At 70.0% G+C, this 17,759-nt stretch carries 15 protein-coding genes and 1 pseudogene; 6 read left to right on the forward strand and 10 right to left on the reverse strand.

Annotated elements, in window-relative coordinates; genetic code table 11:
* Positions 1-137: 137 nt before the first annotated feature.
* Complete coding sequence (locus ABZ855_RS43455) at positions 138-1,823, reverse strand: thiamine pyrophosphate-binding protein (RefSeq protein ID WP_360817898.1); 1,686 nt, start codon at positions 1,821-1,823, stop codon at positions 138-140.
* Positions 1,820-2,821: an agmatinase gene (gene speB, locus ABZ855_RS43460; protein ID WP_360817901.1), complete on the reverse strand. Its 1,002-nt coding sequence runs from the start codon at positions 2,819-2,821 to the stop codon at positions 1,820-1,822. The genes ABZ855_RS43455 and speB overlap by 4 nt, the downstream gene beginning before the upstream one ends.
* 278 nt (positions 2,822-3,099) lie before the next feature.
* Between speB and ABZ855_RS43465 the strand changes: the two genes are divergently transcribed.
* On the forward strand, positions 3,100-3,894 hold the full coding sequence (locus tag ABZ855_RS43465) for a phosphatase (RefSeq protein ID WP_360817904.1): 795 nt from the start codon (positions 3,100-3,102) through the stop codon (positions 3,892-3,894).
* Between the two features lie 27 nt (positions 3,895-3,921).
* On the opposite strand, the gene tesB is transcribed toward ABZ855_RS43465, so the two are convergent.
* The 3 genes from tesB to ABZ855_RS43480 all read right to left on the reverse strand — a co-directional run bounded on the left by tesB (position 3,922) and on the right by ABZ855_RS43480 (position 6,714).
* On the reverse strand, positions 3,922-4,803 hold the full coding sequence (gene tesB, locus ABZ855_RS43470) for an acyl-CoA thioesterase II (RefSeq protein ID WP_360817907.1): 882 nt from the start codon (positions 4,801-4,803) through the stop codon (positions 3,922-3,924).
* A gap of 56 nt (positions 4,804-4,859) precedes the next feature.
* The gene (locus ABZ855_RS43475) at positions 4,860-6,017 is read right to left on the reverse strand and encodes an acyl-CoA dehydrogenase family protein (RefSeq protein ID WP_319207119.1); all 1,158 of its coding nucleotides are present in this window, start codon (positions 6,015-6,017) and stop codon (positions 4,860-4,862) included.
* A 106-nt stretch (positions 6,018-6,123) separates the two neighbouring features.
* Positions 6,124-6,714, reverse strand: coding sequence for a TetR/AcrR family transcriptional regulator (locus ABZ855_RS43480; protein WP_360817910.1), 591 nt, complete (start codon positions 6,712-6,714; stop codon positions 6,124-6,126).
* Between the two features lie 108 nt (positions 6,715-6,822).
* Between ABZ855_RS43480 and ABZ855_RS43485 the strand changes: the two genes are divergently transcribed.
* The 4 genes from ABZ855_RS43485 to ABZ855_RS43500 are packed head-to-tail and all read left to right on the forward strand — an operon-like array spanning position 6,823 to position 12,549.
* Complete coding sequence (locus ABZ855_RS43485; protein WP_360817913.1) at positions 6,823-8,439, forward strand: carboxyl transferase domain-containing protein; 1,617 nt, start codon at positions 6,823-6,825, stop codon at positions 8,437-8,439.
* 32 nt (positions 8,440-8,471) lie between these two features.
* Positions 8,472-10,451 (forward strand): biotin carboxylase N-terminal domain-containing protein, encoded by a 1,980-nt coding sequence (locus tag ABZ855_RS43490; RefSeq protein WP_360817916.1) that lies wholly within the window; start codon positions 8,472-8,474, stop codon positions 10,449-10,451.
* Positions 10,448-11,368: a hydroxymethylglutaryl-CoA lyase gene (locus ABZ855_RS43495; protein ID WP_360817919.1), complete on the forward strand. Its 921-nt coding sequence runs from the start codon at positions 10,448-10,450 to the stop codon at positions 11,366-11,368. The genes ABZ855_RS43490 and ABZ855_RS43495 overlap by 4 nt, the downstream gene beginning before the upstream one ends.
* A gap of 8 nt (positions 11,369-11,376) precedes the next feature.
* Complete coding sequence (locus ABZ855_RS43500) at positions 11,377-12,549, forward strand: acyl-CoA dehydrogenase family protein (RefSeq protein WP_360817922.1); 1,173 nt, start codon at positions 11,377-11,379, stop codon at positions 12,547-12,549.
* On the opposite strand, the gene ABZ855_RS43505 is transcribed toward ABZ855_RS43500, so the two are convergent.
* A complete protein-coding gene (locus ABZ855_RS43505; protein ID WP_360817925.1) occupies positions 12,506-13,219 on the reverse strand; it encodes a biliverdin-producing heme oxygenase in 714 nt (237 codons plus the stop codon). The two genes, ABZ855_RS43500 and ABZ855_RS43505, sit on opposite strands and share 44 nt — an antisense overlap.
* Positions 13,216-14,382: a polyprenyl synthetase family protein gene (locus ABZ855_RS43510; protein WP_360817928.1), complete on the reverse strand. Its 1,167-nt coding sequence runs from the start codon at positions 14,380-14,382 to the stop codon at positions 13,216-13,218. Before ABZ855_RS43510 ends, ABZ855_RS43505 begins: the two co-directional genes overlap by 4 nt.
* Before the next feature lie 275 nt (positions 14,383-14,657).
* Here ABZ855_RS43510 and ABZ855_RS43515 point away from each other — a divergent pair, with 275 nt between their 5' ends.
* Entirely contained in the window at positions 14,658-15,629 is a 972-nt protein-coding gene (locus tag ABZ855_RS43515; protein ID WP_360817931.1) for a hypothetical protein, read from the forward strand.
* Positions 15,630-15,805: 176 nt separating this feature from the next.
* Here the strand turns inward: ABZ855_RS43515 and ABZ855_RS43520 are convergent, their stop codons facing one another.
* The 3 genes and pseudogenes from ABZ855_RS43520 to ABZ855_RS43530 form a co-directional block, all read right to left on the reverse strand.
* The gene (locus tag ABZ855_RS43520; RefSeq protein ID WP_360817934.1) at positions 15,806-16,618 is read right to left on the reverse strand and encodes an MHYT domain-containing protein; all 813 of its coding nucleotides are present in this window, start codon (positions 16,616-16,618) and stop codon (positions 15,806-15,808) included.
* Between the two features lie 255 nt (positions 16,619-16,873).
* Positions 16,874-17,476 carry a hypothetical protein gene (locus ABZ855_RS43525; protein WP_360817937.1) on the reverse strand — a complete coding sequence of 201 codons (603 nt, stop codon included), beginning with the start codon at positions 17,474-17,476 and terminating at the stop codon, positions 16,874-16,876.
* Positions 17,477-17,508: 32 nt separating this feature from the next.
* Positions 17,509-17,759, reverse strand: a pseudogene (locus ABZ855_RS43530) (hypothetical protein); the annotation flags it as partial.

Here is a 17,759-nt window from a genome sequence, read left to right on the forward strand (position 1 = left end):
TCCGGAAGGGGTGTGCCGCCACGCCCGTCGACCAGCCACTATCTCGTGAGCCCACATGAGGCCGGACGCTAACAGCTGGGACGGACCCTCCGACCTGGCTTCCAACGCCGGATAACCAGATAAGAAGCGCCTCCCCGTCACCCCAAATGCGTAGCCGCGAACATCCGCAACCCCACCGGAAGCACCACCACCGAAGGCCCCGGCTCCCCCAGCGCCTTCGCGAGGTCCGCCTCCAGGGTCTCCGGCGTCGTCCGCATCCCCGGTACCCCGAACGACTCCGCCAGCGCCACGTAGTCCGGGCGGGTCAGTTCCGTGCCCGTCGGCTCCCCGTACGCGTCCGTCATGTACTCGCGCAGGATGCCGTAACCGCCGTCGTCCACGATCAGCCACGTCACGTTCAGGTCGTACTGGCGGGCCGTCGCCAGCTCCGCGATCCCGTACAGGGCACCGCCATCACCCGACACCGCGAGCACCGGGTGCGTCGGGTCGGCCACCGCCGCTCCCAGGGCCGCCGGGAAGGCGTAGCCGAGGCCGCCCGCGCCCTGGGCCGAGTGCATCGTGTTCGCGCCGCGCGGGTCGAAGGCCGACCATGCCCAGTACGACAGGATCGTCATGTCCCAGAAGGACGGGGAGCGCGACGGAAGCGACCTCCTGATCGACGCCAACAAGCCCTGTTCCAGGGTCAGTTCCTGGGCGGAGAGGCGTGCGGCCACCCGGTCCAGGACCACCCTCACCCGCTCCCCGGCCGACTCGTCCTGCCTCTCCCTCACCGTCTCCAGCAGTGCCTGCAGCGCCAGGCGCGCGTCCGCGTGGATGCCCAGCGCCGGGTGGTTGGACTCCAACTTGCCCAGGTCCGCCTCGACTTGGATCACCCGGCCGCGCGGCTTGAACGTGTGGTAGTTGGAGGAGAGTTCGCCCAGGCCCGAGCCGACGACCAGCAGGACGTCCGCGTCCTCCAGGAAGTCGGTCATGTGCCGGTCCTCCAGCCAGGACTGGAGGGAGAGGGGATGCGTCCACGGGAACGCGCCCTTGCCGCCGTACGTCGTCACCACCGGAGCCTGGAGCCGTTCCGCGAGCGCCCTCAACTTGCCCGAGGCGTCCGCCCGTACGACCCCGCCGCCCGCGATGATCGCCGGGCGCTCGGCGTTCGACAGCAAGTGGGCTGCCAGCGCCGTCAGTTCGGGGCGCGGCGGCAGTTCCTCGGGGAAGGCGTCACCGCCTGTCACCACGGGAATCGGTGTTTCGGCGGTCAACACGTCCTGCGGGATCTCCACCCACACCGGGCCGTGCGGAGCCGTGAGCGCCGACTTCCAGGCGTCGGCGATCGCCGAGGGGATCTGGGACTGCGTACGGACCGGGTGGACGGATTTGACCACGCCTCTGAACGACGCCTGCTGGTCCGGGAGTTCGTGGAGGTAACCGTGCCGGCCGCCGCCCAGCCCGGCGGTGGGGATCTGGCTGCTGATCGCCAGGACGGGGGCGGAGGCCGCGGCGGCCTCCTGGAGGGCCGCCAGTGACGTCAGCGCACCCGGGCCCGTCGACAGCAGCAGCGGCGCCGCCTCTCCCGTGATCCTGCCGTACGCGTCCGCCGCGAACCCCGCGTTGTTCTCCACCCGCAGGCCGATGTACCGCAGGTCGGAGCGGCGCAGCGCGTCGAACACGCCCAGGGCGTGCTGGCCGGGCAGCCCGAAGACCGTGGTCGCGCCGAGTGCCGCCAGCGTCTCCACGACCAGGTCTCCGCCGACCCGGCCGGGAGGCGGATTGAGCGCGGCCTCCGTCTGAGCGGCAGTCGGCTTCAGCACCAGGTCGTGGTCGTGGGTCACTTCGCAGCCTTCTCTTGAACCTTCTCCTGGGCCCTCGTCCCGGCGATCTGGCGGGACATGATCGTCGTCAGTTCGTACGCCGTGTGCGACGCCGCGACCGACGTGATCTCGGCGTGATCGTACGCGGGCGCCACTTCCACGACGTCCGCCGAGACCAGGTTGCAGGAGGCCAGGCCCCGCAGGATCTCCAGCAGCTCGCGCGATGTCATACCGCCGGCCTCGGGTGTGCCCGTGCCGGGGGCGAACGCCGGGTCGAGGCAGTCGATGTCGATGGAGATGTAGAGCGGGCGGTCCCCGATGCGCCGGCGGAGCTGGTCGGCGACCTCGTCGACCCCGCGCCGCATCACGTCCGCCGACGTCACGATGCCGAAGCCCATTTTCGCGTCGTCGTCCAGGTCCTGCTTGCCGTACAGGGGGCCGCGCGTCCCGACGTGCGAGAGGGCGGAGGTGTCGAGGATGCCTTCCTCCACCGCCCGCCTGAACGGCGTCCCGTGCGTGTACTCGGCGCCGAAGTAGGTGTCCCAGGTGTCGAGGTGGGCGTCGAAGTGGAGCAGCGCCACCGGGCCGTGCTTCTTCGCCACCGAGCGGAGGAGGGGAAGGGCGATCGTGTGGTCGCCGCCGAGGGTCATCAGCCTCGCGCCCGTGCCCAGCAGCTCGTCGGCCGCGGCCTCCACCGTCTCGACGGCCTCGTTGATGTTGAACGGGTTGACGGCGATGTCACCGCCGTCCGCCACCTGCGCGAGCGCGAAGGGCGACGCGTCCTGCGCCGGGTTGTACGGGCGCAGCAGCCGGGACGCCTCACGGATCGCGTTGCCGCCGAAGCGCGCGCCCGGCCGGTACGAGACCCCCGAGTCGAACGGCACCCCGATCACGGCCACATCGGCCCGTCCGCCGACCTCGTCGAGGCGCGGCAGCCGCGCGAAGGTCGCCGGCCCGGCGAATCTCGGGATGCGCGAGGAGTCGACGGGCCCACGGGGCGTCTCAGGGCTGCTGGTCATACGGTCTGCCTTCTTCCTGGCCTCAGAACCGGTGCCTGCGCCTCAGCACCGGTGCGGACACGAGTTCGATGGTGTGCCCGGCGAGCCGCTCGCGCCAGAGCGGACGGCCGGAGCGGCCCAGGAAGTGTACTTTTCCCCGCATCCGTCGGCCCTTACCCGTGCCCTTGCCCGTAGCCGTACGGCCTCGACGATCGGGTACGGATCCACGCGGCGTGACCTGCGTCCCAGCGGCCGGGACACCGGGGGCTCCCGGTGTCGGCTGCCTCACAATGGGAGGCATGCCGATACCCGCGATTCCCAGCCGTGCCGAGCTTGTCGATCACCTCGTGAGAACCCGCATCGCGGGTGACGTCGCCACGCCCCGCGAGAACAACCTCTCCCACTACCGCAAGCTGGCGAACGGCGAACGGCACTACTGGCTCGGGCTGGAGCTGGGCGACCGCTGGACCGACGAGCAGGACGTGCTCGCGGTGATGGCGGAGCGGGTCGGCGTCAACGACGATCCCGAACACCGGTACGGGCAGGACACCATCGACCCCGAACTGACCATCGACGCCCTGGAGCGGCTCGCGGCGCGGCTGCGCAAGGCGGCCGAAGGACAGCAGCGGGTGCTGTTCGCGACGGGTCACCCCGGCGGCCTGCTCGACGTGCACCGCGCCACGGCCGAGGCGCTGCGGGCCGCCGGCTGCGACATCGTCGTCATCCCGGACGGTCTGACGACGGACGAGGGGTACGTGTTCCAGTTCGCGGACGTGGCGGTGCTGGAGCACGGGGCCTCGCTGTGGCACACGCACTCCGGCGAGCCGATGCGCGCGATCCTGACGGGCCTGGAGCGCGAGGGCCGCCCGCTGCCGGACCTGGTCGTCGCCGACCACGGCTGGGCGGGGTACGCGGCACAGCACGGCATCGACTCGGTCGGGTACGCCGACTGCAACGACCCGGCGCTGTTCCTGGCCGAGGCGGAGGGCACCCTCCAGGTGGCCGTACCGCTCGACGACCATGTGACGAGCCCGCGCTTCTACGACCCGCTGACGGCGTTCCTGCTGAACGCGGCCGGACTGCTCGGCGAGTAGGAAACCGCCGGTCAGGGCGTCAGGGGCTCAATCGGCCCGGGGCACCCTGACCACGCCCTCCTGGATGACCGTGATGGCCAGCTGCCCGTCCTGCGTGTAGATACGGCCCTGGCCGAGGCCACGGCCGCCGGACGCGGACGGCGACTCCTGGTCGTACAGCAGCCATTCGTCGGCGCGGAACGGGCGGTGGAACCACATCGCGTGGTCCAGGGAGGCACCGACCACGTCCTGCACCGCCCAGCCGCCGCGTCCGTGCGCGAGCAGGACCGAGTCGAGCAGCGTGTAGTCGGAGACGTACGTGGCGAGGCAGACGTGCAGCAGCGGTCGGTCGACGGCGCCGCCGAGCTTGCCGTTCGTACGGAACCAGACCTGGGAGCGCGGTTCGCGGGGCTCGCCGAACCTGCCGTACGGGGGATCGTGGACGTACCGGATGTCGACGGCCTCGCGGGACTTCAGGAACCGCTCGACGACCGCCGGGGGCAGATGGGCGTACGTCGGGAGCTGTTCCTCGGCGGTGGGGAGTGTCGCGGGGTCGGGGGCGGCGGGCATCGGGGCCTGGTGGTCGAGGCCTTCCTCGTGCTCCTGGAAGGACGCGGAGAGGTGGAATATCGGCTGCCCGTGCTGGACCGCGACCACGCGGCGGGTGGTGAAGGAGCGGCCGTCGCGGATGCGGTCGACGGTGTAGACGATCGGCACACCGGGGTCGCCGGGGCGCAGGAAGTACGAGTGGAGCGAGTGGGCGGGACGGTCCGCGGGGACCGTACGCCCGGCGGCGACGAGCGCCTGGGCCGCGACCTGTCCGCCGAAGACGCGCGGGACTATGGCGCTCCGGGAACGGCCGCGGAAGATGTCCTCCTCGATCTGCTCGAGGTCGAGCAGATCGAGGAGCGACTGAAGTGCCTGACTCATGCAGTCATTTCTACTGAGCGGTGATGTCGAAGGCCTTACCGGCCCATGTCCTGTCCTTACAGGCCCATGTCCTTCGCGATGATCGTCTTCATGATCTCGCTGGTGCCGCCGTAGATCCGGTTGACGCGGTTGTCGGCGTACAGACGGGCGATCGGGTACTCGTTCATGAAGCCGTAGCCGCCGTGGAGCTGGAGGCAGCGGTCGATGACGCGGTGGGCGACCTCGGTGCAGAACAGCTTGGCGCTGGCGGCCTCGGCCGGGGTCAGCTCGCCCGCGTCCAGCGCCTCGGTGGCGCGGTCGGCGACGGCCTCGGCGGCGTCCACCTCGGCCTTGCAGGCGGCCAGTTCGAACTTGGTGTTCTGGAAGGAGGCGACCGGCTTGCCGAAGACGACGCGATCCTGGACGTACTGCTGGGCGAACCGGACGGCGGCCTTGGCCTGCGCGTAGGCACCGTAGGCGATGCCCCAGCGCTCGGAGGCGAGGTTGTGGCCGAGGTAGTAGAAGCCCTTGTTCTCCTCGCCGAGGAGGTTCTCGACGGGCACCTTGACGTCGACGAACGCCAGCTCGGCGGTGTCGGAGGTCTTCAGGCCGAGCTTGTCCAGCTTGCGGCCGATCGAGTAGCCCTCGGACTTGGTGTCCACCACGAGGAGGGATATGCCGTGGCGGCGGTCCTCGGCGCTGGGCGCGGCGGTGCGGGCGCAGACGATCATCTGGTCGGCGTGGACGCCGCCGGTGATGAAGGTCTTGGAGCCGTTGAGGACGTAGTGCGTGCCGTCCTCGCTGAGCTTGGCGGTGGTCTTCATGCCCGCGAGGTCGGAGCCGGTGCCCGGCTCGGTCATCGCGATCGCCCACATCTCCTCACCGGAGACGAACTTCGGCAGGTAGCGCTTCTTCTGCTCCTCGTTGGCGAGCAGCTTGACGTACGGCAGACCGAGCAGGACGTGCACGCCGGAGCCGCCGAAGGTCACACCCGCGCGCGCGGTCTCCTCGTACAGGATGGCTTCGAACTTGTACGAGTCGATGCCGGCGCCGCCGTACTCCTCGTCGACGCGGATGCCGAAGATGCCCAGCTCGGCCAGCTTGTAGTAGAACTCGCGCGGCGCCTGGCCGGCCGCGAACCACTCGTCGTAGACGGGAACGACCTCGGCCTCGATGAAGGCGCGAAGAGTCTCCCGGAACGCCTCGTGATCCTCGTTGAACACTGTACGGCGCACCGCCGCCTCCTCGACTCGAACACCTAAGCGCTTGCTCAGATCAACCGTACCGGCGAGTACGAAGCCGCGTCCAGGGGCGTCGGGTGGAGTCCGGCCGTAACGCTCATCACTCTCCCGCCGCCGCGAACGCCCCCCTCGCCATCCGGTGCAGCAGCTCCGCCGTCGTGCCCCGGCCCGGGAGGGATCCCGGGCGGCCCAGGTGCGGGGTCGAGTTCAGGAGGCCGAAGACGGAGTGCACGGCCGAGCGGGCGGTCGGTTCGGTCAGTTCCGGGTACACCTCGCGCACCACCTCCACCCACAGCTCGACGTACTGGCGCTGGAGCTGGCGCACCAGCTTGCGGTCGCTGTCGCGCAGGCGGTCCAGTTCGCGGTCGTGGAGGGTGATCAGGGGGCGGTCGTCGAGGGCGAAGTCGATATGGCCCTCGATGAGGGAGTCGAGGAGCGTCTCGGGGTTTCCGTCGGCCTCCGACACGCGCCGCTTGCCGCCCGTGAGCAGCTGACCGCTGATGCCCACCAGCAGTTCGGCGAGCATCGCGTCCTTGCCGGGGAAGTGGCGGTAGAGGCCGGGGCCGCTGATGCCGACCGCCGCCCCTATCTCGTCCACGCCCACACCGTGGAAACCGCGCTCGGCGAAGAGCCGCGCGGCCTCCTTGAGGATCTGTTCGCGGCGGGTCGGGGCGTCGGTTCTGGTGGCCATGCAAATGATTCTAGACACGGAGGTTAGCGGTCGTTAACCTGGAGGCATCACGTTAACGCTCATTAACTTGTCGACCACCAGCCGAGCACTGGGTGAGGGGACCGCAGGATGCAGGAGGCACCGGAGCTGCACAGCGCGGCGGACCCCGCGTCGGAGGCCTGGCGGGCCAACGAGGCGGCTCACCGCGCGCTGGCCGAGGAGCTGCGGGAGAAGCTGGCCGCGGCCCGGCTGGGCGGGGGCGAGCGGGCCCGGGAGAGGCACACCGCGCGCGGGAAGCTGCTTCCCCGGGAGCGGGTCGACCGGCTCCTCGACCCTGGCTCACCCTTCCTCGAGATCGCCCCCCTCGCCGCCGACGGGCTGTACGAGGGGCAGGCGCCCGCCGCCGGTGTCATCGCCGGGATCGGGCGGGTCAGCGGGCGTGAGTGCGTGATCGTCGCCAACGACGCCACCGTCAAGGGCGGCACGTACTACCCGATGACCGTCAAGAAGCATCTGCGCGCGCAGGAGATCGCCCTCGACAACCGGCTTCCCTGCGTCTACCTCGTCGACTCCGGGGGCGCCTTCCTGCCCATGCAGGACGAGGTCTTCCCCGACCGCGACCACTTCGGGCGGATCTTCTTCAACCAGGCGCGGATGTCCGGCGCCGGCATTCCGCAGATCGCCGCCGTACTGGGGTCCTGCACGGCCGGTGGCGCCTACGTTCCGGCCATGAGCGACGAGGCCGTCATCGTCCGCAACCAGGGGACCATCTTCCTGGGCGGTCCCCCACTGGTGAAGGCCGCGACGGGCGAGGTCGTGACCGCGGAGGAACTGGGCGGAGGCGACGTCCACGCGCGCGTGTCGGGCGTCACCGACCACCTCGCCGAGGACGACGCGCACGCGCTGCGCATCGTCCGCAACATCGCCGCGACCTTCCCCGCGCGCGGCCCGCTGCCCTGGGACGTCACCGCCTCCGTCGAGCCCAAGGTCGACCCCCACGGGCTGTACGGGGCCGTGCCCGTCGACTCCCGCACCCCCTATGACGTACGGGAGATCATCGCGCGCGTGGTCGACGGTTCGCGTTTCTCGGAGTTCAAGTCCGAGTTCGGGCAGACCCTCGTCACCGGCTTCGCCCGGATCCACGGCCACCCGGTCGGGATCGTCGCCAACAACGGCATCCTGTTCTCCGAGTCCGCCCAGAAGGGCGCCCACTTCATCGAACTCTGCGACCAGCGCGGCATCCCCCTCCTGTTCCTCCAGAACATCTCGGGCTTCATGGTGGGCCGGGACTACGAGGCGGGGGGCATCGCCAAGCACGGCGCCAAGATGGTCACGGCCGTGGCGTGCACGCGCGTGCCCAAGTTGACGGTCGTGGTCGGCGGGTCGTACGGGGCGGGCAACTACTCGATGTGCGGCCGGGCGTACTCGCCGCGCTTCCTGTGGATGTGGCCCGGCGCCAAGATCTCGGTCATGGGCGGCGAGCAGGCCGCGTCCGTCCTCGCGACCGTCAAGCGGGACCAGTTGGAAGCCGGCGGGGAGTCCTGGCCGACGGCGGACGAGGACGCCTTCAAGGACCCGATCCGCGCACAGTACGAGCGCCAGGGCAGCGCCTACTACGCGACGGCCCGCCTCTGGGACGACGGGGTCATCGACCCCCTGGAAACCCGCCAGGTGGTGGGTCTCGCGCTCACCGCCTGCGCCAACGCGCCCCTGGGTGAACCCCAGTTCGGCGTGTTCCGGATGTGAGGGGCACCAACACGATGAGGGACTTCAGCACGATGTTCGACACAGTCCTTGTGGCCAACCGGGGCGAGATCGCCGTACGCGTGATCCGTACCCTGCGTGAGCTGGGTGTGCGCTCGGTCGCCGTGTACTCCGACGCCGACGCGGACGCCCGGCACGTCCGGGAGGCCGACACGGCGGTACGGATCGGTCCGGCGGCAGCGGCGGAGAGCTATCTGTCCGTCCCCCGCATCCTCGAGGCCGCCGCCCGCACCGGCGCGCAGGCCGTGCACCCCGGGTACGGCTTCCTCGCGGAGAACGCGGCCTTCGCGCGTGCGTGCACCGAGGCCGGCCTGGCCTTCATCGGCCCTCCGGCGGACGCGATCTCCCTCATGGGCGACAAGATCCGCGCCAAGGAGACGGTCCGCGTCGCCGGGGTCCCGGTGGTCCCCGGGTCGAGCGGCAGCGGGCTCAGCGACGCCGAACTGGCCGACGCGGCACGGGAGATCGGCATGCCGGTGCTACTCAAGCCCAGCGCGGGCGGGGGCGGCAAGGGCATGCGGCTCGTCCGGGAGGCCGACGCGCTGGCCGAGGAGATCGCCGCCGCACGCCGCGAGGCCCGCGCCTCCTTCGGTGACGACACGCTCCTCGTGGAGCGGTGGGTGGACCGGCCCCGGCACATCGAGATCCAGGTCCTGGCCGACGCCCACGGAAACGTCGTACACCTGGGCGAGCGCGAGTGTTCGCTCCAGCGGCGCCACCAGAAGCTCATCGAGGAGGCGCCCAGTGTGCTCCTCGACGAGCGGACGCGGGCCTCGATGGGCGAGGCGGCGGTCCAGGCGGCACTCTCGTGCGGTTACGAGGGCGCGGGCACGGTCGAGTTCATCGTCCCGGGCGGCGACCCGTCGTCGTACTACTTCATGGAGATGAACACCCGCCTCCAGGTGGAGCACCCGGTGACGGAACTCGTCACCGGCCTCGACCTGGTGGAGTGGCAGCTGCGCGTGGCGGCGGGCGAGCCCCTGTCCTTCGGCCAGGAGGACGTGCGGCTGACCGGGCACGCCGTGGAGGCCCGTATCTGCGCGGAGACGGTGTCCGTGAAGGCGGGTGCGCGCGGCTTCCTGCCGTCCGGCGGCACGGTGCTCGCCCTGCGCGAACCCTCCGGTGACGGCGTACGCACCGACTCGGGGCTCAGCGAGGGCACAGAGGTCGGGTCGCTGTACGACCCGATGCTGTCCAAGGTGATCGCGTACGGCCCGGACCGCCCGACCGCGCTCCGCAGACTCCGGGCGGCCCTCGCGGAGACGGTCACACTGGGCGTACCGACGAACGCGGGCTTCCTGCGTCGGCTCCTCGCCCATCCGGCGGTCGTGGCGGGCGAGTTGGACACGGGACTGGTGGAGCGCGAGGTCGACTCCCTCGTACCGGACGGGGTGCCGGAGGAGGTCTACGAGGCGGCGGCGGCCGTACGGCTGGAGGCGCTGCGGCCGAAGGCGGCGAGCGGCGGCTGGACGGACCCCTTCTCCGTACCCAGCGGCTGGCGACTGGGCGGCACGCCGAAGCCACCGGCCTTCGACCTGCGAGTGACGGGACTTGAACCCGTCACTCACCTCCCCCAGGACACGTACACGGTCACCGAGGACCAGGTGTCCGTGGTCCTGGACGGCGTCCGGCACACCTTCCACCGCGCCGGCGACTGGCTCGGCCGCGAGGGCGACGCCTGGCAGGTGCGCGACCACGACCCCGTGGCCGCCTCCCTGACCGGCTCCGCGCACGCCGGCGCGGACTCCCTCACCGCGCCGATGCCCGGCACGGTGACGGTGGTGAAGGTGGCCGTCGGGGACGAAGTGGCCGCCGGTCAGAGCCTGTTGGTGGTCGAGGCGATGAAGATGGAGCACGTCATCGCCGCCCCGCACGCGGGCACGGTCGCCGAGCTGGACGTCACCCCGGGCACGACGGTCGCCATGGACCAGGTGCTCGCCGTGATCGCACCTGCGGAGTCCTTGGCCGACTCCCTTGCGGAGGAGGAGAAATGACGCTCCCCATGGTCGTACCGGCTCCGGGTCTGCCCGCACGGGTCAGGATCCACGAGGTCGGCGCGCGTGACGGACTCCAGAACGAGAAGACGACGGTCCCCACGGAGGTGAAGGCGGAGTTCATCCGCCGCCTCGCCGGCGCGGGCCTGACGACGATCGAGGCGACGAGTTTCGTCCACCCCAAGTGGGTGCCCCAACTCGCGGACGCCGAAGCCCTGTTCCCGCAGGTCAGCGATCTCCCCGTGCAGCTGCCGGTGCTCGTGCCGAACGAACGCGGCCTGGACCGGGCTCTCGCGCTGGGCTCGACCCGCGTGGCCGTCTTCGCCAGCGCCACCGAGTCCTTCGCCAAGGCCAACCTGAACCGCACGGTGGACGAGGCCCTCGCGATGTTCGAGCCGGTCGTGACCCGGGCGAAGGCCGAGGGCGTGCACGTCCGCGGCTATCTCTCCATGTGCTTCGGCGATCCCTGGGAGGGCGCGGTGCCGGTCCCCCAGGTGGTCAGGGTGTGCCACGCCCTGCTGGACATGGGCTGCGACGAACTCAGCCTCGGCGACACGATCGGGGTGGCCACTCCGGGCCACGTGAGCGCGCTGCTCACCGAACTCGACGTACCGGTCGAGAAGGTGGGCGTGCACTTCCACGACACGTACGGCCAGGCTCTCGCCAACACTCACGCCGCCCTCCAGCACGGCGTCACCACCGTGGACGCCTCGGCGGGCGGCCTCGGCGGCTGTCCGTACGCCAAGTCCGCCACCGGCAACCTCGCCACAGAGGACCTCGTGTGGATGCTCCAGGGCCTCGGCATCGACACCGGCGTCGACCTCGGCCGACTCGTCGACACCAGCGCCTGGATGGCCGAACACCTGGGCCGGCCGAGCCCGTCCCGCACCGTCCGCGCCCTCTCCCCCCAGGAGTGACCCCACCCATGAACCACAAACTCTCCCCCGAACTGGAAGAACTCCGCCGTACGGTCGAGCAGTTCGCGCACGACGTCGTGGCCCCGAAGATCGGCGACTACTACGAGCGGCACGAGTTCCCGTACGAGATCGTGCGCGAGATGGGCAGGATGGGCCTGTTCGGGCTGCCGTTCCCCGAGGAGTACGGCGGTATGGGCGGCGACTATCTGGCGCTGGGCATCGCGCTGGAGGAACTGGCGCGGGTCGACTCGTCGGTGGCGATCACGGTGGAGGCGGGCGTCTCCCTGGGCGCGATGCCCATCCACCTGTTCGGCACCGAGGAACAGCAGCGCGAATGGCTGCCTCGCCTTTGCGCCGGCGAGATCCTGGGCGCGTTCGGCCTGACGGAACCGGACGGCGGCTCGGACGCGGGCGCGACACGCACCACGGCGCGCCTCGACCCCGACACCGATGAATGGGTGATAAACGGCACGAAGTGCTTCATCACCAACTCGGGCACGGACATCACGGGCTTCGTCACGGTGACGGCGGTGACGGGCCGCAAGCCGGACGGCAGGCCGCTCATCTCCGCGATCCTCGTCCCCTCCGGCACGCCGGGCTTCACGGTGGCGGCGCCGTACTCGAAGGTCGGCTGGAACGCGTCGGACACGCGGGAGCTGTCCTTCGTGGACGTACGGGTCCCGGCGGCGAACCTGGTCGGCGAGGAGGGGCGCGGCTACGCCCAGTTCCTGCGCATCCTCGACGAGGGGCGCGTGGCGATCGCGGCGCTGGCGACCGGTCTCGCCCAGGGGTGCGTGGACGAGTCGGTGAAGTACGCCAAGGAACGGCAGGCGTTCGGGCGTCCGATCGGCGCGAACCAGGCGATCCAGTTCAAGATCGCGGACATGGAGATGAAGGCCCACACGTCCCGCCTGGCCTGGCGGGACGCGGCCTCCCGGCTGGTCACGGGCGAGCCCTTCAAAAAGGAAGCCGCCCTGGCCAAGCTGTACTCGTCCACGATCGCGGTGGACAACGCCCGCGACGCGACACAGATCCACGGCGGCTACGGCTTCATGAACGAGTACCCGGTGGCCCGGATGTGGCGCGACTCGAAGATCCTGGAGATCGGGGAGGGCACCAGCGAGGTCCAACGCATGCTCATCGCACGGGAGTTGGGCTTGGGGACGGAGATGGCGGGCTGAGCCCGATGGACAGGGCCCCGGTGATCGCGGCGGCATGCCGGTAGGCACTGTGGGCCGCCGCGACGACCCGGTCCTGCACGGCCGGGTCGGTGAGGGCCCGGTTCATACGGGCGGTGAGGCGGGCCCAGCGGTCGCGGTCGCCGCTGGTGTAGTAGGCGACGCCGTCGGTGCCGGAGAGACGGTAGGCGGCGGTGACATACGGGTGGAGCACGAGGGCGCCGAGGGTGGAGCCCTCCATGACGTAGAGGAAGCCGAGGAGGGCGGGGAGGTCGGAGGCCTCGGCCCGCTGCCGGATCTCGGCGGTGAAGGCTTCCGCCGCTTCGGCCGCCCATGAGCCGGGCGCGGTGCCGAGGCCGGCGAAGTAGGCCAGGTCGCGCTCGACGAGTGGGAGTTTGACCAGGTCCGACGACCACACGGAGGTAGTGTCCGGGGCCTCGGCTTCGGCCAACGCCCCCTCAAGCGCCTCCAACACGGGTCGATAGGCGGCGAGTTGGCCGACGTAACGCTCGACGGGAAGCGTGCCGGCGATCATCGCGCTCGCGAACGGGGTGGCCTCAAGGGAGTCGTGCCAGGTACGGGTGCTCGCCCGCAACCGCTCGACCACCGTGACCGGAACCGGAACCGGGACCGGGACCGGAGCCGGGTCCGGGGCTTCCGGGGCCGCCGTCATGCGCCGCTCCGCTGCTGGAGGGTCTCCTGGAGACGGTCGATGAGGTGGCCCTTGCGTTCGATGGTGAGGTCGAAGTAGGCCGCGCTGAGGTCGGAACGGCACACGCGGTACACGCTCTCCTTGGCCTCGCGCTTCAGCCGGACGGCTTCACCGGCAAGCGTGAGGAGCGTCGAGTCCAGCTTGGGATGCCCGAGAACGTACGCCTTGAGCCGCTCGCCGGTCAGGTTCGACGAGTCCTGGTCGAGCAGCTCGAGGAAGACCCGGTTGCTGAGCCCGTCGTAGTCCTCGTGGATCCGGCCCCCGCCGAACTCGGGTACGAAGTCGGTCAGGTCGTTGAACAGCTGGCTTGCCAGGCCGAGTTGACGCATGGCGGCGTCCAGGACGTACTGCTCGTCCTCGACGACACGCAGCCCCGCGAGCGCCGAGTCGAGGGGCATCCGGAAGAGGGTGCCGGTCTTGAGGGCGGCCAGCGACTCCCAGTAGGCCGCGCGCTCCTCGAGGGGCGCGGCGATCAACTCGGCGCGGGTTTCCGCCGTACGGGTGGACAGATCGACGGCCTGACCGGTGAAGCCGTTCTCGACGGCCCGCACCAGACTGTCCACGACAGCGGGATCGGCGGCGTGCCGCAGAACGGCCGCGATCAGCCAGGAACCGGTGTTGAGCGCGAGCGGGACACCGTGGGTGACGTGGAGCGCGGGTTCGCCGTAGCGGACCTCGCTGCCGTCCTGGATGTCGTCGATCGCGACGAACGCCTTCAGCATGACCCGTACGGCGACGGCGGCCCGCCGGATGACGGCCATGTCGGCGGAGAACGCCTCGCTCCCGGTCTCATGGGGAAAGCCCCGGTAGTTGCGGTAGGCCCAATAGACCATGGACGGCCGCAGCGGAGCCCGGTTGCCGCCGGGCGAGTCGGCGGTCGGGGGCAGCGCCTCCTGGCCCACCTTGGACCCGACGGCGTCGGCGACGGGCTCATAAAGCGACCGCCGCAGCGCGGCCTCGTACACGGACTGCGAGGCGACCGCCGCGGGAGCGGTCAGCGAACCGAGAAACTCGGCCAGATCGTCCTCCAGCAGAGCGGCGTCGCCGCGCACGACCGCCGCTACCGCCTCCCTCTCCTCTACCGCTCCCCCTGCCGGGCCGACGACCCTCTCCTTGGCACTCATACCCGCCCCAGCCTCCGCTTCCGTCCCCCGCCCCGACCCCCGTCGACAGGCTGAAGCGTGATCGCAACTGACGTTTTTCGCAAGGGAGTTCGAGGTCAGTGCGGCGACTCGTACGGCGAAATCCAGCCACTGAGTGTGCCGCACACCCTCGCACAGGCCTGCACGGGTTCGAATGCATACCCAGCTGGCAAATTCCAAGGGCAAAGTCACTCATACGGCTGAACAACCCGCCTTTGACGCCTTGCCAACGGTTTCGTCCCATTACGTTCCATCGCATGGTCAGCTCACCGCACGAGGCGATGCACCAGATCTTCAGGGAGGACCCGGAGCTGTTCGCCCGCGCCCTCCCGAGGGCCGGCATCCCCTTCCCCGAACCCAGGTCGATCCAGTTCCTGGACACCGCTCTCACCGAGATCAAGCCGCTGGAGCGGCGCGTGGACACCCTGTTACGGATCAGCACGGCGGACACGGCTGACGACGGCGGCTATCTGCTCGCCATCGAGTCCCAGGGCAAACCGGATCAGAAGAAGCACAGCAGCTGGACGTACTACTTGGCGCACCTCTACGCCAAGTACAGGGTGCCCCCGATCCTGCTGGTGCTCTGCCGCGACAAGAACACCGCGTCCTGGGCCGCGAACCCGATCCGCATCGGCCTTCCGACGCACACCAGCATCGCGGTCTTCCCATTGGTCCTGGGCCCCGACAACCTGCCCACGATCATCGACCCGGAAGAGGCGGAACAGGACATCCCCCTGGCCGTCCTGTCCACCCTCGCTCACGCCAAGGACCCGGCCCTCCCTGAGATACTGGAGGCTCTGGCGACAGCGCTCGCCAACGTCGGCGGCAACGCCTTGGACGACTGGGCGGAATACACCGAAATCGGCCTGGGTGACACCCCGGCCCGCGCACTCTGGAGGAACCTCGTGGCCATGCGTCCCAGCCGCTTCCCCGGCAGCGGCACGATCGTGGAGGAATACCGCATCAAGGGCTACACCCAGGGCGAAGCCGAAGGCAAAGCCAAGGGCGAAGCCGAAGGCCGGGCCCAGGGCGAAGCCGAAGGCCGGGCCCAGGGCCAGGCCCAGGGCCGGGCCCAGGACATCCTCCGCATCCTCGACCTCCGCGGTATCGACGTCCCCGAGTCCGCCCGCGAACGCATCAGCGGCTGCACCGACCTGGACACCCTAGGCACCTGGTTCGACCGGTCGCTCACAGCCACCGACACGGCGGACCTGTTCGCCGAGGCGTAGTCGCCGGAATCGCCGACAAGGGCCGCGCCCGCCGGAGTGCACCGGCGGGCGCGGCCTCAGAACGACCAAGCGGGTCCATTACAGGTCACGCGGCCGAAGGCCGTGGTGGGCCATTTCCGTGCAGCAGTGATCGCTCGCGCCCATCCTCGGGGCACGACCGACGCCCGGCGGCAGGACTACGCGGGCTGCGACGGCCGCCGCGCCTGGGAGGCGGCGCCGGTTCCTTGCTGTGCGGGTGCCGCCCTGTCCCAGTCCTCGTCGTTGAGCAACATGTCCGGGTCGAACATGACGATGACGGCGGAGACCAGGAGGACGGTGAGCGGGCCGGCGAGCATGGCCAGGAGGAACGACAGCAGGTCGGTGGACGACTGCGCGGTCTCGGCGACTCCGGTGAGATGGACGGAGACGGCGGCCATGCCGGTGTAGTGCATCCCGGTCACGGCCACTCCCATCACGAGGCTCGCGCCGAGGCTGGCCCACAGGGTGTGGATGGAGACCGCAGCCCACAGCGCCGCCGTGGCGGCCGCGACAGCGATGACGACGGACAGGATCACGGTCGGCGCGTCATAACCGATGGTGCCGTTGGTGTGGATGGCGGCCATGCCGAGGTAGTGCATGCCCGCGACCCCGAGGCCGGTGACCGTACCCGCGGTGGCCAGATTGACCGAGGAGACGCCCCGGTAGCCGACGAGGAAGACACCGAGGGCGACAACCACGATGGCGACGACAAGGCTGAGCAGCGTTTTCGTCATGTCGTAGCTGACCAGCGCGCCTTGGACGCTGAAGCCGATCATCGCGATGAAGTGCATGGTCCAGATGCCGCAGCCGATGGACACGGCGCCCAGCGCCAGCCACCCGGCCCTGCGCTGCGGCCGCCGCAGAGACCGAGTCGTGCACCGCAGTCCGAGCCCGGCCCCGAGGCAGGCCATCAGGTAGGCGGCGATCAAGGTCACGGCGCCGTAGTAGAAGTTGGAAACGGTGGCGGTCATGCAGGTCCCCTTCGCGTGCGTGCTCGGCGGGCGGCACCACAAAAGCGGTGCGCGACAGGGCGTTGCCGTGTCCCACCCAGCGGCTCGGCCCGGCGGCCATGACAGACGCGCACGGCGACCTTGCTGACAAGCAGGGCACGGGGAACCGGACGGTCAGTTCAAGCCACCTGGCCGAGTTGTGTTCGATTCAAACACATCAAGAACACACTTCCTACACACAAAGGGAATCCAGCTCCGAATCAATACGACGCCGACTTACCCCCCGAAACGGCGAACAAAGCTGGACGGGCCGAGACGGAAGAGTGCCGCCGCCGCCCTCCGAAGATCCTCGCGGTCGGCGCCCCGCGGGTCGGCGCGGAAATCGTCCTCGCGCAGACCGATGCGCGGGTTGACGTGGTGCAGAAGACCAGGCCCGCGGTGGTGGGCGGTCACGTATGCCTGGTCCAGATCGCTCTGTTCGCCGTCAACCCAGGCGAAGGGACGGCCGTCGGCGTAGTCCACGAGGGGACCGGTCTTCCAGTGAACCCCGTCGGGACGGTCCTGGAACAACGCGTCGCCGAAGTCGACGAAGGGGAGTTCAGGCAGGCCGATCACCGGGGCGATCCACCGGTTGGCAAGGTCCATCCATGTGGTGGCCCAGCACAGCTCGTAGCCGAGCTGGAGCAGGGATCGCCCGTGCTCCGGGTTGAGCCAGACCCGCAGGGTTCGTCGCCGGGCCGTGAGTCCCATGTGTTCGTCCGGAGTCCGGTTTTCCCGAGGCACTCTGAGTGTGGTGTAGCCGTCGGGGCGCTTCTCCGGCTTGGCCGCGTAGGGATTGAGGGGCCCATCCACGTCGAGGAACAGCAGCGGTCGACTCACGATCTCCCCCGGTCTTAGCCATCCACTGGACGTCATAGGGACAGAAGCTCAACGTCCTTTTCAACGCAGAGTCGTAGGACGACCGTCAGTTGTCGGGCGTCATCGAGATGCCGTCGGAGGAGCGAGTCGCCAGCCTCGTCCTGCCATTGTCCGGCGATCGCCTCCAGCCGGGGCAAAAGTGCGGCGCAGGTTGCGTCCAGGGGAGTGGTGTACGGGTTCGACCTGATCCGGGGGTTTGTTCCGGCATCGGGATGGTGCCCGCATAGACGAACGGCCACCGGCT

It is taken from the genome of Streptomyces sp. NPDC047042 (genome assembly GCF_040644035.1).
GTDB lineage: Bacteria > Actinomycetota > Actinomycetes > Streptomycetales > Streptomycetaceae > Streptomyces.

Bases quoted from the DNA above. Each gene is read 5' to 3' on its own strand.
- speB (WP_360817901.1), bottom strand. From the start codon at position 2,821: ATGACCAGCAGCCCTGAGACGCCCCGTGGGCCCGTCGACTCCTCGCGC.
- ABZ855_RS43465 (WP_360817904.1), top strand. From the start codon at position 3,100: ATGCCGATACCCGCGATTCCCAGCCGTGCCGAGCTTGTCGATCACCTC.
- tesB (WP_360817907.1), bottom strand. From the start codon at position 4,803: ATGAGTCAGGCACTTCAGTCGCTCCTCGATCTGCTCGACCTCGAGCAG.
- ABZ855_RS43480 (WP_360817910.1), bottom strand. From the start codon at position 6,714: ATGGCCACCAGAACCGACGCCCCGACCCGCCGCGAACAGATCCTCAAG.
- ABZ855_RS43485 (WP_360817913.1), top strand. From the start codon at position 6,823: ATGCAGGAGGCACCGGAGCTGCACAGCGCGGCGGACCCCGCGTCGGAG.
- ABZ855_RS43490 (WP_360817916.1), top strand. From the start codon at position 8,472: ATGTTCGACACAGTCCTTGTGGCCAACCGGGGCGAGATCGCCGTACGC.
- ABZ855_RS43495 (WP_360817919.1), top strand. From the start codon at position 10,448: ATGACGCTCCCCATGGTCGTACCGGCTCCGGGTCTGCCCGCACGGGTC.
- ABZ855_RS43500 (WP_360817922.1), top strand. From the start codon at position 11,377: ATGAACCACAAACTCTCCCCCGAACTGGAAGAACTCCGCCGTACGGTC.
- ABZ855_RS43505 (WP_360817925.1), bottom strand. From the start codon at position 13,219: ATGACGGCGGCCCCGGAAGCCCCGGACCCGGCTCCGGTCCCGGTCCCG.
- ABZ855_RS43510 (WP_360817928.1), bottom strand. From the start codon at position 14,382: ATGAGTGCCAAGGAGAGGGTCGTCGGCCCGGCAGGGGGAGCGGTAGAG.
- ABZ855_RS43515 (WP_360817931.1), top strand. From the start codon at position 14,658: ATGGTCAGCTCACCGCACGAGGCGATGCACCAGATCTTCAGGGAGGAC.
- ABZ855_RS43520 (WP_360817934.1), bottom strand. From the start codon at position 16,618: ATGACCGCCACCGTTTCCAACTTCTACTACGGCGCCGTGACCTTGATC.